15 protein-coding genes are annotated in these 13,473 nt (G+C 69.9%); 10 read left to right on the forward strand and 5 right to left on the reverse strand.

Annotation, left to right across the window (positions count from 1 at the left end):
• Positions 1 to 12: 12 nt before the first annotated feature.
• The 9 genes from C229_RS0108970 (at position 13) to C229_RS30015 (ending at position 8,178) form a co-directional block, all read left to right on the forward strand.
• On the forward strand, positions 13 to 1,023 hold the full coding sequence (locus C229_RS0108970; RefSeq protein WP_155884656.1) for a polyprenyl synthetase family protein: 1,011 nt from the start codon (positions 13 to 15) through the stop codon (positions 1,021 to 1,023).
• Positions 1,024 to 1,244: 221 nt separating this feature from the next.
• Positions 1,245 to 1,631, forward strand: coding sequence for a hypothetical protein (locus C229_RS0108975; protein WP_155884657.1), 387 nt, complete (start codon positions 1,245 to 1,247; stop codon positions 1,629 to 1,631).
• Between the two features lie 113 nt (positions 1,632 to 1,744).
• Positions 1,745 to 3,124 (forward strand): hypothetical protein, encoded by a 1,380-nt coding sequence (locus C229_RS34880; protein WP_205624430.1) that lies wholly within the window; start codon positions 1,745 to 1,747, stop codon positions 3,122 to 3,124.
• Between the two features lie 144 nt (positions 3,125 to 3,268).
• Entirely contained in the window at positions 3,269 to 4,321 is a 1,053-nt protein-coding gene (locus C229_RS30005; RefSeq protein ID WP_169513817.1) for a S8 family serine peptidase, read from the forward strand.
• Positions 4,318 to 4,797, forward strand: coding sequence for a hypothetical protein (locus tag C229_RS34655; RefSeq protein WP_169513818.1), 480 nt, complete (start codon positions 4,318 to 4,320; stop codon positions 4,795 to 4,797). Before C229_RS30005 ends, C229_RS34655 begins: the two co-directional genes overlap by 4 nt.
• The gene (locus tag C229_RS0108995) at positions 4,794 to 6,449 is read left to right on the forward strand and encodes an alpha/beta hydrolase (RefSeq protein ID WP_018654742.1); all 1,656 of its coding nucleotides are present in this window, start codon (positions 4,794 to 4,796) and stop codon (positions 6,447 to 6,449) included. Before C229_RS34655 ends, C229_RS0108995 begins: the two co-directional genes overlap by 4 nt.
• Before the next feature lie 29 nt (positions 6,450 to 6,478).
• Positions 6,479 to 6,979 carry a hypothetical protein gene (locus tag C229_RS34145; protein WP_155884658.1) on the forward strand — a complete coding sequence of 167 codons (501 nt, stop codon included), beginning with the start codon at positions 6,479 to 6,481 and terminating at the stop codon, positions 6,977 to 6,979.
• Positions 6,980 to 7,070: 91 nt separating this feature from the next.
• Positions 7,071 to 7,553, forward strand: a complete 483-nt coding sequence (locus C229_RS0109000) for a hypothetical protein (protein WP_155884659.1) — start codon at positions 7,071 to 7,073, stop codon at positions 7,551 to 7,553.
• Between the two features lie 229 nt (positions 7,554 to 7,782).
• Positions 7,783 to 8,178 carry an ATP-binding protein gene (locus C229_RS30015; protein ID WP_018654744.1) on the forward strand — a complete coding sequence of 132 codons (396 nt, stop codon included), beginning with the start codon at positions 7,783 to 7,785 and terminating at the stop codon, positions 8,176 to 8,178.
• Positions 8,179 to 8,187: 9 nt separating this feature from the next.
• Here C229_RS30015 and C229_RS0109010 read toward each other — a convergent pair whose 3' ends face one another.
• Positions 8,188 to 9,279: a winged helix DNA-binding domain-containing protein gene (locus C229_RS0109010; RefSeq protein WP_026313598.1), complete on the reverse strand. Its 1,092-nt coding sequence runs from the start codon at positions 9,277 to 9,279 to the stop codon at positions 8,188 to 8,190.
• Between the two features lie 123 nt (positions 9,280 to 9,402).
• Between C229_RS0109010 and C229_RS0109015 the strand changes: the two genes are divergently transcribed.
• Positions 9,403 to 9,882, forward strand: a complete 480-nt coding sequence (locus C229_RS0109015) for a hypothetical protein (protein ID WP_018654746.1) — start codon at positions 9,403 to 9,405, stop codon at positions 9,880 to 9,882.
• A 13-nt stretch (positions 9,883 to 9,895) separates the two neighbouring features.
• Here the strand turns inward: C229_RS0109015 and C229_RS0109020 are convergent, their stop codons facing one another.
• The 4 genes from C229_RS0109020 to C229_RS0109035 are packed head-to-tail and all read right to left on the reverse strand — an operon-like array spanning position 9,896 to position 13,423.
• Positions 9,896 to 10,783: a TauD/TfdA dioxygenase family protein gene (locus tag C229_RS0109020; protein WP_018654747.1), complete on the reverse strand. Its 888-nt coding sequence runs from the start codon at positions 10,781 to 10,783 to the stop codon at positions 9,896 to 9,898.
• A gap of 14 nt (positions 10,784 to 10,797) precedes the next feature.
• Complete coding sequence (locus tag C229_RS0109025) at positions 10,798 to 11,622, reverse strand: ABC transporter permease (RefSeq protein ID WP_018654748.1); 825 nt, start codon at positions 11,620 to 11,622, stop codon at positions 10,798 to 10,800.
• Positions 11,619 to 12,407, reverse strand: coding sequence for an ABC transporter ATP-binding protein (locus C229_RS0109030; RefSeq protein ID WP_018654749.1), 789 nt, complete (start codon positions 12,405 to 12,407; stop codon positions 11,619 to 11,621). The genes C229_RS0109025 and C229_RS0109030 overlap by 4 nt, the downstream gene beginning before the upstream one ends.
• Positions 12,404 to 13,423 (reverse strand): ABC transporter substrate-binding protein, encoded by a 1,020-nt coding sequence (locus C229_RS0109035; RefSeq protein WP_018654750.1) that lies wholly within the window; start codon positions 13,421 to 13,423, stop codon positions 12,404 to 12,406. The genes C229_RS0109030 and C229_RS0109035 overlap by 4 nt, the downstream gene beginning before the upstream one ends.
• Between the last annotated feature and the right edge of the window lie 50 nt (positions 13,424 to 13,473).

Raw genomic sequence — 13,473 nt, forward strand, 5'->3', positions numbered from 1 at the left:
TAGGGGGTACGGGTGAGCAGCGGTTTCGCCGGAGGGTCGCCGTTCGGGTTGCCGATCGACGCGGAACTGGCCGCCGCCTCGCGCGAGCGGCTCGCCGCCGTCGAGGAGCAGCTCCTGGAGGCGGTCCACAGCGAGGACCCGCTGCTCACCCAGGCGTCCAAGCACCTGGTCGAGGCGGGCGGCAAGCGGTTCCGGCCGATGCTGGTGCTGCTGGCCGCCGAGTTCGGCGACCCGTCGTCGCCCGGCGTGGTGCCCGCCGCCGTCGTGGTCGAGCTGACCCACCTGGCGACGCTCTACCACGACGACGTCATGGACGAGGCGACCGTCCGGCGCGGCGAGGAGTCGGCCAACACCCGCTGGACGAACACGGTCGCGATCCTCACCGGCGACTACCTGTTCGCCCGCGCGTCCGACCTGCTCGCCGACCTCGGGCCCGAGGCCGTCCGCATCCAGGCCCGGTCGTTCGCCCGTCTCGTCCGCGGCCAGATCCAGGAGACGGTCGGTCCGCGCGACGGCGACCCCCTCAAGCACTACCTCCAGGTCGTGTCCGACAAGACCGGCTCGCTGATCGCCACGTCGGGGCAGCTCGGCGCGCTGCTGGCCGGGGCGCCGAACCACGTCGTCGACACGATCACCTCGGCGTGCGAGAAGATCGGCGTCGCGTTCCAGCTCTCCGACGACATCCTCGACATCGCCTCGGAGGCCGAGGAGTCCGGCAAGACTCCCGGCACCGACCTGCGCGAGGGCATCCGTACCCTCCCCACCCATCACGTCCTGTCCGGCATCGGCTCGGGCCCCGACGACGCCCGCCTCCGCCACCTCCTCACCCAGGACCTGACGGACGACGCCCTCCACGCCGAGGCCCTGACGCTCCTGCGCGCCCACCCGGCGATGGACCGCGCCCGCTCCGACCTCCGCCGCTGGGCGGAGGACGCCCGCGACCAGCTCCTCACCCTCCCACCCCTCCCGTCCCGAGACGCCTTCACCGGCCTCTGCGACTACGTCATCACCCGAACCGGCTGACGCGCCCCACCAGACAGGCCGACGACAGCTCTGTCGTCGGCCTGCTGCGTTATTGACACCTCACTCATCCACCGAATTGGCACACGCTGCCGTTATCGCACATAGCGCTGCTTTATCCGCCGTCCAAGGGTGCACAATTTCAAGTGGCTTGACGTCAGTCAGGCCGGTGCGAAAGACTCCTGCCACCCCGCGCCGATTCCCCCGTACTGAAAGGCTGATCGGTGGCGCCTCCCGGAAACGGCGGCAAGAGCAGTTACGACCACGCCCAGATCAAGGATGTGGCCAGGCGGCTACAGCGCGAACTCGACGCACTCGCCGTGACCGGCACGCCCGCCGGCTTGGCGGCACGCGGCGCGCTCTCCCCCTCGGCCCTGGGGCAGTGGGACGCGGCGCAGGCGCTGCACGCCACCGTGAACCACAGCAACCAGCAGATCGTTCACGCCTACGAGAAATTCGTGAAGGATTTTCGCGAGGTCACGATGGCCCTTGAGAAGATCGCGAACAACTACCGGGAATCCGACGCGAAGATGCTCGCCGAGATCAACGCGGTCGGCAACGGACTGGACGGCCGCCCGCCCACGCGTTCCAGCGCCAAGCCGGTGGAGTGACGATGACCGAGAACTACGTCCTCCGCAACGGCGGCGCACCCACCGGCGACCCGGCGTCCTACGGCGACATCGACCGGATCAGGGCCCTGCTCGACGGCACGGACGCCGGTGCGGTGCGCAACGCCGCCGCCGCCTACCAGGCGGCCGGCCGGAACCTGTCGGGAATCCGGGCGGCGCTCAGCCACGCCGTAGCCGCGCTGGACGGCGCCTGGGACGACGACGCCGCCGCCGAAGCACAGAAGACGCTGCGCAAACTCGTGACGACGGCGACCGAACTGGCCACGGCGACGTCCCAGGTCGGCAGGACGCTGGACTGGTACGGCGGCGAAATCCTGCCCTGGTACGTCGCGCACAAGCCCGGCACCGGGTTCATCAAGGACGGCGGCGACGACGAGTACGCCCGCGAGTTCATGCAACGCCTGAACGGCCGCATCGCCGAGGCGTGGACCCGGTTGCCCGCTTCGGTGACGACGCAGCCGCTCAAATGGAGCGCTCTTGAACGGAACCCGTTGGATATTGCCGCCCAACCTCCGTCGAACAGCACCAACACGGCCGGGGAAGTCGGTACCCCGGCCACGGGAACCGACGGCCGACCCAGCGGAACGGCGCCGCACGCTCTCGGGGGCGACGGTGTCCGTCCAGGCAACGCGGGGGTGCGCGGTACCGGGACCGAGCCCCTCGGCACCGGACTGGGTACGGCCGCGCAAGGTGCCGCGGGCACCACCGATCTCGCCGGTAGCCCGGGGACGCCGGGCGGTTCACCAGCCCCGTTCAGCGCACCCGGCGCCGGAAACGCCGTGCCGCCGGGCGGCACGCCCGGTGCTCCTGCTGGGCCGGGTCCGTTCCCCGCGAACGGACTGCCTTCCACTCCGCCCGGACGGCTCGGCGGCGGAGCGGGTACGGCGTCCGGCGGACGTTCCGGCCCCGTCGGCGCGGGGCGGCCGGGCGGGCTGCCGGGGTTCGCCGGGGGCACCCGGCCAGGAGCCCCGGCGGCACCCGGCGGAACGGCCGGTGCCCCGGTGCGCGGCGGTGGCGCCGGCGCACGGGTTACGCCAGGGACGAATCCCAGCGGCGGGTCAGGTCGTCCCCTGCCGGGTGGGGCGGGCGCCGGGGCGTTCGGGCCCGGCGGAGCCGGTGCCGGATCGGGCCGGGGCGGCGGAGACGAGCGGAGCCGCGAATTCTGGCTGGCCGAGGACGCGGAGTTCTGGCAGGGCGATCCTGCGGGCGTGCCGATCGTCGGTGGCGGGGCGGATCCTTCGCACGGTGAGCAGTCCGAGGAGAACGAAGCCTGGCGGCGTGATGAGCGAGCCGTCTGGGAGCCGGACACGCTGCCCAGTGACGCGGTGATCGGCGCCGTGGCCGGAACTCCGGCCACGGACCGGGACGACGTGGACGATGACGCTGAGAAGTCCGAGGAAGCCGGGCAGGCAACGGCTAAACGGGACGAAGAGCCGCCGCCTCGGCTGGAGGCGTCACCGGAACTGAAGGGTTAGGCGTTGGGGCTGAAGGTTGTGGGGGCGGCGGCCCTCGCCGTCACCTGCGTGCTGGCGCCGGCCTCGTGGGCGGGGACCGCGTCGGGAGCCGCCGCTGAGAATGGTGCTCCCCGCGCGCGGCAGTGGTGGTTCACGACGTGGAGCGTGCAGGAGAAGCTGTGGCCGCTCTCCCGTGGCGGGGGAGTCACCGTCGGCGTCGCGGACAGCGGTGCCGATTCGAGGTTGCCGGAACTGCGCACGAGCCTGGTGCCCGGCGGGAGCGTTCGTGGCGATGGTAGCGACGGACTCACCGACCTGCACGACACATGGGCGCCTCCGGGTAAGGGATGGGGCCACGGGACCGGAATGGCCGCCCTGATCGCGGCCAACGGTACGGGGAGCGGGTACCTCGGTATCGCGCCGGACGCTCGCATCATGCCGGTCGCCGCGGCGGATCTTGAGCAGCACGTCAAGGCCGTGCGCTGGCTCGCAGATAAAAACGTCAAGATCATTAACCTTTCCATCGGAGATCCGAGCGGCAGGGACACCGGCTGTTCGATGGATCTGCAGGAAGCGATCGACTACGCCCTCGACAAGGACATCGTGGTCGTGGCCGCGTCGGGGAACGAAGGGGACAAGGCGTTTCCGAGCGAGCCCGGAAGCTGCTACGGAGTCCTCACGGTCGCGGCCGTCGATCCGGACATCCGTCCCTGGAAAGGCTCGACCAGGCAACCGTCCGTTGACGTGGCGGCGCCCGGTGTCAGCATGGAACTGATCGGAAAGGGAGGCCGGATCGGCTCCGGCTCCGGAACCAGCTCCGCGACGGCGCTCACCTCGGGCGTCGTGGCGTTGGTCCGGGCGAGGCATCCCCGGCTCTCGGCACGCCAGGTCGTGCAACGGATCATCGCCACGGCCCGGGACATCGAACCGGCCGGCCGCGACCCGAAGACCGGCAACGGCCTGGTCCTGCCCTACCGCGCCCTGACCGCACAGGTTTCCGCCAACGCCCCGAACCCCGTCTACGACGAATGGGACAGACACCGCGCCGAACAGCGACGCCTGGCCGAACAACGGCGAGCGAAGCCTCTCCCCGCGAGCGAGTCAGACGCCGTCATCGAGATGAGAACCCTCCTGATAGCCGCCGGAGCGCTGGCAGCCCTGGCCCTGACCATCGGCATCGTCGTGCTGGTAGCCAAACCTCGCAGGAGATCCCAGTGACGGAGAACCCGTTCAGCAAACTGCTCAACCCGTCAGTCCAACCTCCGGCCCCGCCCGGACCGCAGCCGGACAACCCGCTCTACCGGCCCCCGACCGCCCAGCCGAACCCCGGCCCGCCGCAACCGAGCTCCCGGCCCCGGTTCGCTCAGCCGAACCACGCCTCACAGCCGACCTCCGCAATGGATCCCGCAGCACTGCGGAGGGCGGCGAAAGCCGCTGACGAGATCGCCGAGTCGGTGGGGCGGTCCGCCAAGTCGTTCGTCGGACCCACCGAGGCCGCCGCGAAAGGACTCGCTGGCTGGCAGACCGGGGCACAGTTGACCTCCCTCGTGACGGGATGGAACGCGGCGCTGCTCCGCCTTCGCGCCGAGGTCGAGTACCAGGGCGACGCGCTGGACAAGTGCGCGCGGAATCGAGTCTGGGCCGAAGCGGAGATCACCGCGAGAATTCGGCGGATTCGCGCGGGAGGATCGTGATCGTGGTCTCTTTCCAGCAGTTGAAGGACGCCGACGTCAAGGGACTCGACACGGCGTGGCGGTCATGGCGCAAGACGGTGGAGCTGCTGGAGCGGGCTGAGGACGGCTATCGGGGAAAGCTGCTCGCCGGAATCAGCGGCGCGCGCTGGCGCGGTGATGACGCCGACAGCGCGCGCACGATGATGGTTCCGGTGCAGCAACGGTTCAAGGTGGCCTCCGCGCAGTCTTCTTCGGTAGCGAGTGTCATCAATAGCGCGGTCCCACGGTTCACGGCCGCGCAGAAGAAATTGCTCGACGCGATCAGCGTCGCGCAAGCCGAGTACCTCAAGGTCGGTCCGGACGGCTCGCTCGACTTTCCGACGTCTCTCCCGCCGCGCTACTCATCCTGGGAAGAATTCCAGAAGAAGGCACAGCAGATCCAGGCACGGTTCGTCGCGGCCGTGCGCGAGGCGAGTGCCGCTGACCAGGAGATCGCAGCGGCGCTGCGGCGTCTCGGCGCGGACATCATGGCGAAGGAGAACCCGCTCAAGGAGTTGCGGGATGAGTCCAAGATGGCGACGCAGCTTGCGGGATTCAATCCGGCGAACATTCCGCCCAGGGGCGCGAAGACACCCAGGCAGGTGGCCGACTGGTGGAAGGCGCTGCCCGAGGAGCAGCGCCATCTCCTGATGAACGCGTATCCGGAGAAAATTGGTTGGTTGAACGGCATCCCGTCCGAGGACCGAGACGAGGCCAATCGTACGCGGCTACAGTCGCGTGTGCAGCAGCTCAGGGAGATTCCGGAGGATCAACGTACGGATTTCCAGAAACGAGACCTCGCCAGGTTGGAAATGCTCGACCGGACGATCGCGGGCTACGAGGTCAAGGGAAAAGACATGTACTTGCTCGGACTCGACTCCACGGTGACGGGGAAGAAGGAAACGGACGACGGCTCGGATGGTCGCGTCATCGTGTCCATCGGCAACCCCGACACCGCCAAGATCAATTCTGTCTATGTTCCTGGCACCGAGAGTGACCTGACTAAGGCGAACGGGGCGTTGTCGCGGGCCTTCGCGATCAACGAGGCGACGGGCCTTCATACGCAGCAGTCGGTGGCCACCACGATGTGGCTGGGCTATGACGCCCCGGACGATGTTAAATGGAATGCCGGGGGAGGGCACTATGCCGATCAAGGCGGGCCTCGGTTGAATAGTTTCCTCGATGGTGTGCGTGAGGCTCAGTCAACGGAGGGAAACCAGGGAAGCAGATTGAGTCTTCTGGGGCACAGCTATGGCTCAACGGTCATCGGAGAGGCAGCGAACGCGAAGTACAGGCGGCTTCCCGTGGACGACATCATCGTCGCAGGAAGTCCCGGAATGCGCGTTTCGAACGCTGAAGACCTGGGTATCGGGGCAAGCAATGTGTGGGCGCAGGCAGCGCACGATGATCCTGTTCCGAAAATTGGACGCATCGCGCACGGCGGGGGTCTTCTCGTGCCGTCGGATGATTCGTTCGGGGCGAACAGACTGCCGGTCGGTGACCCGGATCACGGCCAGGGCGGCCATTCGAATTACTACAACCAGGTAGTGGGAGGAGGAAATTCCTACAGCTTCTCTGGCGCGTCGGGGAGTTTGGATCAGCAGGCTCGTGTGATCGCGGGGTTGCGGCGATGATCGCCGGTCGGGTCGTTAGTATTCTTGCTGTGACGGGTACGGGTGTCCTCCTTTCGGCATGTGGATTGCTTCTTGGTGGCCAGCCCCAGCCTCCCGGGCGGCATCCGGTTGCCATTCAGCGGCAGCTCGACCGGGCGGTGGGTGATGTAGAGAACGTCCTCAGTCTGAATTCGAGTGAGGTCGCCGCAGATTTCCATAATGAAGAATGCTCCGGGTATGATTTTCCCGGCCCGTCGGTACAGCCGCTCGATGATGATCCGCGAAAGGTCATGTATCCTCTCTATGTGCTCTCCTATCATTTCTCCATCCCGGAGACGCGGAAGCGCGCTGAGGGCGAGAAGGCATTGCAGTCCCTTCGTTCCGGGTTAGCCGCCAAGAACTGGCGTATTCGCGACCTCGACACAGGTCCGCCGCCGCAGTTCAACGCTACCAAAGGTGATCTGTCAATGAATGCCAGGCATGAAGCACCGGACCTGGACAATGCCAAAGTCACGGTCACCAGCCGTTGCTTCAAGCATCCGAATGCTTGAACCGAACTCCGGAGGGGTTGGGTTCCTGGTCGGTGTTCCACTTGTCCACACGGGTTCGCCCGAGCTGTCGTGAGTTCGTCGGAGGTCGTTGATGCGTGTTGAGGAACCGGTGCGGGCGCGGGCCGATCTCGAACGGTGCGCCGTTGATGTCGTGGAGGCGGTTCGGCCGGCTTCGTTGAGCGGGGAGTTCGACCAGGAGCTGGTGTACCCCTGTGAGGCCGTCGAGCGGCTCAATGCGGTCGATCACGCGATCGGTGGTGGCGTGAACGACGGTGTTGAGTTCAGTCCCTATGTGGCCGCTCGTCTCGGTTTTCTGGACGTGGCGACGCCGGAGGACGCGGTGGGCGCTGTGCGGGCGCTGCGGGATGCGCTCTCCGTGCGGGGGTGGACGCTCCTGGAGGAGGCCGTCGACGACGCGCGTACCGGTGACCTTGCGCGCCTGCTGATCGAGGCGCCCAGAGGGGGGTTCGGCGCCAGGGTCGCGGCGGTGATCACGGCCGAGGGGGCGCCGCGCGTCACGGTGATCCTCTCTTCACCGTGTCTGCGACACCCCCATGAGATCGAGACGATCTGAGAACCCCCGGTGATGTTGTCGGGACGCGTTGTGGTCGCGCGGGCCGGATCGGAGGCTTGCGGCGCCAGGGGCGGCGCGCGCGGCTCTTCGGGTGAGGTGGGGTGTGCCGGCGGCCTGGGGAGAAAGTTTTGCTTGGTGCGTTATGCGGGGGTCGGTTTGCCGTCTTCTTCGTGTGAGCTTCCACGGTCGTTCGCGTAAGGCGGTTGCCATGTACCGACAGTGCGTTGCCGTGCCGGTGGGCGCGGGAGCCGTCACGATGCTGGAGGCGTCGGGGCGGGCGGCAGGGGAGGCGCGGGCCTTCGTCGGCGGATGGCTGCGGAAGAACGGGCTCGGCGACGACGCCGTGGGGACGGCCGAGCTGGTCGCCAGCGAGCTCGTCACGAACGCCTGGCGGCACGGGCATACGCGGGGGTCCTCGATTCTGACGCGGGCCCGCCTGGTCGAGGACGGAGTCGTCGTTAGCGTCACCGACCGGAGCGCGAGGCTGCCCGTCGAACGGGAACTCACCCTGGACGACGAGGGCGGGCGCGGGCTCGCCATCCTCACCGCGCTGGGCGTCCGGTGGGAGGCCGAGCCGCTGCCCACCGGCGGGAAGACGGTCCACGCCCTCATCCCGCACGGGTAGCGAGCCCGGCTACGCGTGCACGATCGTGCGCGGCGGCGCGTCCTCGTCGGTGACGAAGGCGAGCAGGCGTTCGGCCTCGGCGTGCAGCGCCTCGGCGTCCGCCGGTGCCAGCCGCTCGAACGGCCGGAACGTCAGCGCGGTCTTGGACACCTCCCACGTGCCGGCGACGAAGCCGTCCACCAGGAACGTCGGAAGCACCTGGGAGTACCCCGGCATGACGACGCGGCGGTGCTCGTCGGTGATGACCCGGGTCCGGTCGCGGTGGGCGAGGACGAGGTTGTCGAAGTTCGGCAGCAGCCGGACGGGCGCGGGGGCGTCGGGGTTTGCGAGCGGGGCGTCCGCGAGGTCGAACAGCTCCCGTCCGTCCTCGTCGCGGTAGGTGCGCAGTTTCGGCCGCAGCGCGTCCACGACGGGCTTGAGCCGGGTCAACCCGCTCCACGTCTGGACGTCGGCGACGGTGGCGGGCCCGTGTCCCGCCAGGTACCGCAGCACCAGCTCCCCGGCCGACGCCTCCTCCCGCGCCGCCTCGGGTGCCCACTCCTCGGCCAGCACGCACGGCACCGCGCCCCGGCTCCACCACGACCCCCACATCCCGCTGGGCGGCGGATGCAGCAGCCCGACCAGGAAGTGCGCCATCCAGCCCAGCGCCTTCGCGTCCCGCCCCGGGAACCGCTCGGCGAGCAGCCGCCCCAGCTCCGGCCGCGTCAGCACCCGCCCAGTCATCGACTCCCGGACGGCCGCGACGAACTCGTCCGGCTCGATCCCCTCGATCGCCGTCCCGAACCCCGTCCGCCCGATCCGCGCGAACAACGTCGCCAGCAACGGCCGCATCAACCCGAAGTCCGCAGCGAGCTGGAGATGCTGCGTCCCCCGCAAGGTGGCCCCGCGCACGACGGCCCGGTCATGCAGCAGCCCGGCCAGCTCGTCCCGCTCGAATCCCGACACCCGAGCCCGCAGCCCCACATACGGCGCGTTGCACTCCTGCCCCTGCACCGCCACCAGCCGCCCGACGACCTCCGCCGCCCCGACATCCGCCCGCTCCAGCAGAAACTGCCGCTCCAGCAACGTCCGGTTCAACGTCCTGCGCGTCAGTACTGTCATGCCCGGCCTCCGTACGCCCCGATGTCGCTGTACCCGCACACTAGGCGCCATAGCGGACGGCATCTGTCCGCCACTCGCGGATCGTTAGGGTGCCACGGTGCCCACCGCAGATTGGACTCCCGGATGATCACCGGTGTCGATACCGTCCTGGTCGCCGCCGCGCCCGTCGAGGGCGCGGTGCGCGGGTTCGTCGGCGCGGTGGCGGAGCGGTGGCCCGCGTTGCGGGTCGCCGTGGAGGAAGGGGAGTCCGGGGTCGGGCCGTTCGTGCCGTTCGACCGGCTCGGTGTGCTGCCCGCGGCGAGTGGGAACGTCCTGGTCGCGCGGGACGCGGAGATGGTGCGCCGCTGGGACGAGGACGGCTACGAGCCCGACGCCGGCGGCGAGGGACCGTTCATGGTCATGTACGAACCCTGCCGCGCCCCCGCCGTCCGCGTCCACGTGCTGGACGATCCCTACGCACGGCCGTTCGGGTTCGCCGCGCACGACGCGGTGCTCGTCGGAGCCCGGCTGAGCCTGGTCACGCTGGTCGCACCCGACCGCGACGGCGGGTTCAGCCGGTGGCTCGTCGCGGAGCTGACGCGCCGCCTCGGCGCCACCGGCTGAGGACGTGGGTCGCTTAGGAGGCGGCCGACAGGGCCGGGGTGTAGTGGGTGGCGGGGTCGCCCTCGATGATGCGGCTGCGTTCGCCGGTCACGCCGGCCGGGACGTCGCCCGCGACGGTCACGCGGTGCAGGACGCGGGGCAGGTCGCCGTAGTCGTCCGGCGCGTAGTGCTGGGTGATCCGGTTGTCGAAGACGACCAGGTCGCCCGGGTTCCACTGCACCCGCAGCAGGTTCTCCGGCCGCGTCACGTACGCCTGGAGGAGACGCAGGATGTCGCGGGACTCGGTGTTCGAGAGGCCGACGATCTGCTGCGCGAACCCGCCGATGAACAGCCCGGGCTCCCCGGTCCCGGGATGCACCCGCACGACGGGATGCGCCGTCCGGTACCGCGTCGAGGTGAAGACGCGGCGGTACTCCTCGGCCCCGGCGGCCGTCGGCCCGGGGCGCACGTAGTCGTAGTCGTTGGTGTGCACGGCCCACAGCCGGTCGGCGAACTCGCGGAGCGGGCCGGGCAGGTCGCGGTAGGCGGCGGCCGAGTTGGCGATGAGCGTGTGCCCGCCGTAGGGCGGGACGACGAGCGCCCGCAGCGTGCTGACCGCGGGCGGCGTCAGCACGAACGTGACGTCGGTGTGCCACACGTTCGAGCGGATCCCCTCGTCGCCGTCGACGGGCAGGATCTGCGGGCGGCCGTGCACGGACGGGACGGTCGGGTGCGCGCCGGTCAGCTCCCCGAACCGGGCGGCGAAGCGGAGCTGGCCGTCCTCGTCCAGCCCGGCGCCCCGGAAGACGAGCGCCTTGTGCTCCAGCAGCAGCCCGTTCAGCTCGTCGAAGGGAAGTGCGTGCGGGTCGACGCCGGTGATCTCGGCGCCGATGCGGCCCCCGATGCGGCGGATCTCGGTCATGGGAGGTGTCCCTTCTAGCGGCGGACGGTCGGGTCGGCGAGCCGCAGCAGCAGCCGCAGCAGGCCGTCGAAGGCGAAGCCGAGAACCGCGATGAACGCGATGCCGCTGAAGATCAGCGGCGTCTGGAGGTAGTTCCCGGCCTGGAGGATGAGGAAGCCGACGCCGCCGGTCGCGGCGATCATCTCGGCGGCGATGATGCTGGTCCACGCGCCGCCCATCGCGATGCGCGCCCCGGTGATGATCCCCGGGACGGCGGCGCGCAGCCGGACGTGCAGCATCGTGCGCAGCGGTGACGCGCCGAGGCTGCGGCTGGCGTGGACGAGCCCGTCGGGCACGGCGTCGAGGGCGCCGAGCGTCGCGATCGTGACGATCGGCAGCACCCCGAAGAAGATCAGCGCGATCTTCGAGGTCTCGCCGATGCCGAACCACACGACGAACAGCGGGATGAACGCGATCGGCGGCAGCGGCCGGATGACGCTGATGACGGGGTCGGCCAGGTCGCGCACGACGCGGCTCCCGGCCATGGCCGAGCCGAGCGCGAGTCCGGCGAGCGAGCCGAGCAGGAATCCGGCGAGGATGCGCGCGGTGCTGATCAGCGCGTTCTGGATCAGCGTCTTGCCCTGCACCTCGGGATAGGTCTCGGTGAGGTACCTGACCAGAACGGACACGGTCTCGGTGACGGTCGGCAGCGTGACCGCGTCCCCGATGACGCGCGCCGCCGCCTCCCAGGCGATCAGGACGAGCGCGAGCGACGCGGCGCCCGTCCCGGCGCGCCGCCAGCGGTGCCGGCGCGGTTCGGGGACGGCCGCGACGGCGGCGACGGCCGCGGTGGTCGTCATCGTTCCAGCACCTCCCGGATGCGCCGTTTGGCCTCGACGAACGCGAGCGTGTCGGTGTCCTCGTAGCGGCGCGGGCGCGGCAACCCGATCTCGACGACGTCCTTGGTGCCGCCGGGCGGCGCGGACAGCACGGCCACCCGGTCACCGAGCAGCGTCGCCTCCTCGACGTCGTGGGTGACGAAGACGATCGTCATGCTGTGCCGCTGCCACAGGTCGAGCAGGAACCGCTGCATGGCGGCGCGGGTGATGGCGTCGAGGGCGCCGAACGGCTCGTCCATGAGCAGCAGGCCCGGACGGTTGATGAGCACCCGGGCGAACGCGGCGCGGTGCCGCATTCCGCCGGAGAGTTCGTGCGGGTAGGCGTCCCGGGCGTCCGCGAGCCCGACCGTTTCGAGCAGTTCGGCGGCCTCGTCGCGGACGGCCGGGGTGAGCGCTCCGCGCGACTTCGGCCCGTACAGCACGTTCTGCCAGGTCGTCAGCCACGGGAACAGCATCGGCGTCTGGAACAGCACGCCCCGGTCGGGACCGGGGCCGGTGACGGGCCGGTCACCGACGACGACCTCGCCGGAGTCGGCGGAGGTGAACCCGGCGAGGATGTTCAGCAGCGTCGATTTGCCGCAGCCGGACGGGCCGAGCAGGCACAGGAACTCGCCCGCCGCCACGTCGAGGTCGATGCCGTCCAGCGCGGCGCGGCCCTCGCGGCGGCGCCGCCGGAACGTCTTGCGGACGTCGCGCAGCCGCACGGCGGTCGGCGTCGCGACGGCGGTCAGCGTGGGCGCGCTCACGTGCAGCCGCCGTTCTGTGCCTTGTCCCAGAACGCCGGATTGATGTGCTCGGCGATCTCGGCGTCGGACGGCACGGCCTTGGCCCGGCCCTGCGTGACCAGGAACTCGGCGGTGAGCTTGAAGTTCCGGGCGAGCTTCCCGGTGGCCGCCGACCCGTCGGCGCCCTTCAGCCAGGACGCCTGCTCGGCGGACGGGATGTAGGGGTACACCTTCGTCGCGGCGAGCGCGTCCTCGGGCTTGACGCCGAGGAACCGCGTCGCGGGCCGGATGTACTTCTCGGCCTCGGCGCCCTTGACCAGTTCCTGCGCCTTGGAGAACTGGCAGACGAGCTGCTGCACGGTGTCGGGGTTCTGCTCGGCGTACGCGGCGGTGACCGCGAGCGAGTTGACCGCCGCGTACCCCAGCTCGGCGATGTCGGACGACTTCACCAGCACCCGAGCCTTGTGCTTGGTCAGTTCCAGGAGGAACGCCTGGCTGATGTAGACCGCGTCGATCTTTCCGGCCTTCCACGCCGCCGCGGCGGCGGCCTCGCCGGCGAAGCTCGCGACCTCGACCTTGCCCTCCAGCTTCTGGGACTTCAGCCAGCCGCGTAGCTGGAAGTCGAGCGTGGAGCCGACGAGCACGCCGATCTTCTTCAGGTCCGCCGGAGACTTGATCTTGTCGTTCACCGCGAGCCCCGACTCGTCCAGGCTCTCGACGAACACGACCTGGATGTCGGTGCCGCTGGTGAACGCGCCGACGATCGGCGGGTTGCCGACCGCCGACACGGCCGGGAACGCCCCGGCCCGGAGCTGGGCCAGACCGGCGACGCCGCTGTCGATGGGGCGCAGTTCGAGCTTGACCGGGAGCTTTCCGGCGAGGTCGGGGCTGCCGGCGACGACGGCCTCGGGCCCGGCGACGGCGCCCTGGAAGTAGCCGATCTTGAGGGTGCCGCCGGTCGCGCCGGTGTCGTGGTCCGCGCAGCCCGCGAGGGCCAGGGCGGGAAGCAGCGCGGCGGCGAGGGTTTTCCTGAGCATGGGGAAGAGGACTCCTTGGAGCATGATCCGGTGCCGGTATGAGACCACGT

It is taken from the genome of Actinomadura flavalba DSM 45200, from assembly GCF_000374305.1.
Taxonomy (GTDB): Bacteria; Actinomycetota; Actinomycetes; order Streptosporangiales; family Streptosporangiaceae; genus Spirillospora; species Spirillospora flavalba.

Coding starts and splice junctions, on each gene's coding strand:
- C229_RS0109020 (WP_018654747.1), bottom strand. CDS start 10,783: ATGACCGAGATCCGCCGCATCGGGGGCCGCATCGGCGCCGAGATCACC.
- C229_RS0109015 (WP_018654746.1), top strand. CDS start 9,403: ATGATCACCGGTGTCGATACCGTCCTGGTCGCCGCCGCGCCCGTCGAG.
- C229_RS0109025 (WP_018654748.1), bottom strand. CDS start 11,622: ATGACGACCACCGCGGCCGTCGCCGCCGTCGCGGCCGTCCCCGAACCG.
- C229_RS0109000 (WP_155884659.1), top strand. CDS start 7,071: ATGCGTGTTGAGGAACCGGTGCGGGCGCGGGCCGATCTCGAACGGTGC.
- C229_RS0109035 (WP_018654750.1), bottom strand. CDS start 13,423: ATGCTCAGGAAAACCCTCGCCGCCGCGCTGCTTCCCGCCCTGGCCCTC.
- C229_RS0109010 (WP_026313598.1), bottom strand. CDS start 9,279: ATGACAGTACTGACGCGCAGGACGTTGAACCGGACGTTGCTGGAGCGG.